The following is a 1,486-nucleotide window of genomic DNA, read 5'->3' as shown; positions in this document are numbered from 1 at the left end:
CTGGGCCATCACCCCCACCACCACATAACGCAGGAGGGGCTGTCCCCAACCGGGACAGCCCCTCCACCAACAAGATCTTCAGGAGCCTTCTAGGCCGTGTTTCAGAAGTGATCTTCAGTCGCCAACGAAGATGAGGTAGCGGTGCGGCTTGAGTTCAAGCTGCTCGGCCAGGGCGAGCACTTCTGCTGCGGCCTCGACCTCGGGGGCTGAGGCGCCGTTCATCAGCGCCTCCAGCTCAGGGACCAGGACCCGCATCTGCGACTTGTTGAACCAGGTGTCGTCATAGGGGTCGACGTAGCCGAGCATCGGCAAGGCCGAAGTCGCGGCTCGGCGGCACAGGTCACCGATCGCCGGATGGGTGCAGGCTGCCAGGGTCTCTCCGGTGTAGTTCCGCACGTGCACGCTGATCGGCATGCCGCCACCGTAGTGCTGGCCGCGTCGGGGTAGCGACTTGTTTCCAGAGCGCGGCTGTGGGTCACAGCCATTCGTTGATGACCGCGATGGTGACTGTGGCCTCGTAGCGGACCGCCAACTTGTCGTATCTCGTGGCCACCGCGCGGTGGCGCTTGAGGCGGTTGATCCCGCACTCGACCGCGTGGCGCTCGCGGTAGTCGATCTTGTCGAAGTTCGGCGGACGACCGCCGTGGGCGCCCAGTTTCTTGCGATTGCGGATCTGGTCGGCCTTCTCCGGGATCGTGCAGCGAATTCCTCGTTTGCGCAGGTAGTCGCGGTTGGCGCGTCCACCGTAGGCCTTGTCGGCCCGGACCCGGTCCGGTCGGCAGCGGGGCCTTCCGACGCCCACGCGTGGCACCCGAATACGCTCCAGGACCGGCTGGAACTGCGGGCTGTCGTGCCGCTGGCCGGCCGTGATCAGGAAGGACAGCGGCTTCTGACCGTGCTCGACCGCGAGGTGCACCTTCGTGGTCAGTCCACCACGTGACCGTCCGAGCCCGTGGTCGGCGGGTTCGACTGCGACTCCGCCGGGTTTGTCCCGCTGCAGATCCCCCTTTTGCGGGCGCCAGCGGCATGCTGATGCGCTCGCGCGATCGTGGAGTCCACGCTCACATCCCAGGTGATCAGGCCTTTCCCGTCGGCCTCCGCCTGCAACTGGGTGAGGATCCGGCTCCAGGTGCCGTCGCGCTGCCAGCGCCGGAAGAGGCCGTAGACGGTCTCCCACTCGCCGTAGCGTGCGGGCACGTCGCGCCAGGGCGCACCGGTCCGAGTCCGCCAACGTATGCCGTTGATCAGCTGCCGCTTGGACCAGACCGGAGGCCGCCCCGGCTTCTTGCCCACCGGCAACAGCGGTTCCAGCCTGGCCCATTGCTCGCTCGTCAGATCCCCACGTCCCACGAGTGGATCATGGCAAACCTTGATCCACTTATGAAACAGATCCTAGTGCTGCTCCGCGCAAGTTCGTGGAGGGGTCAGGCCCATTCCTTGAGTGGAGTGCCCTGGTAGGTCCAGTGGAACGGGCGGGCATGTTCGT

At 66.0% G+C, this 1,486-nt stretch carries 2 protein-coding genes; both read right to left on the bottom strand.

Annotated features, from left to right (window positions below; translation table 11 throughout):
- Positions 1-114: 114 nt before the first annotated feature.
- A complete protein-coding gene (locus ACIQVZ_RS42465; RefSeq protein ID WP_402458556.1) occupies positions 115-414 on the bottom strand; it encodes a hypothetical protein in 300 nt (99 codons plus the stop codon).
- 61 nt (positions 415-475) lie between these two features.
- A protein-coding gene (locus ACIQVZ_RS42460) for an IS5 family transposase (RefSeq protein ID WP_402458554.1) occupies positions 476-1,350 on the bottom strand; the annotation gives its coding sequence in 2 pieces (ribosomal slippage) (positions 476-958 and positions 961-1,350; 873 coding nt in all).
- Positions 1,351-1,486: the final 136 nt, after the last annotated feature.

The organism is Kitasatospora sp. NPDC098663 (assembly GCF_044760075.1).
In the GTDB taxonomy this organism is placed as follows: Bacteria; Actinomycetota; Actinomycetes; order Streptomycetales; family Streptomycetaceae; genus Kitasatospora.
Note: the sequence above shows the minus strand (reverse complement) of the source record. Positions and strands in the feature narration are given on the sequence as shown.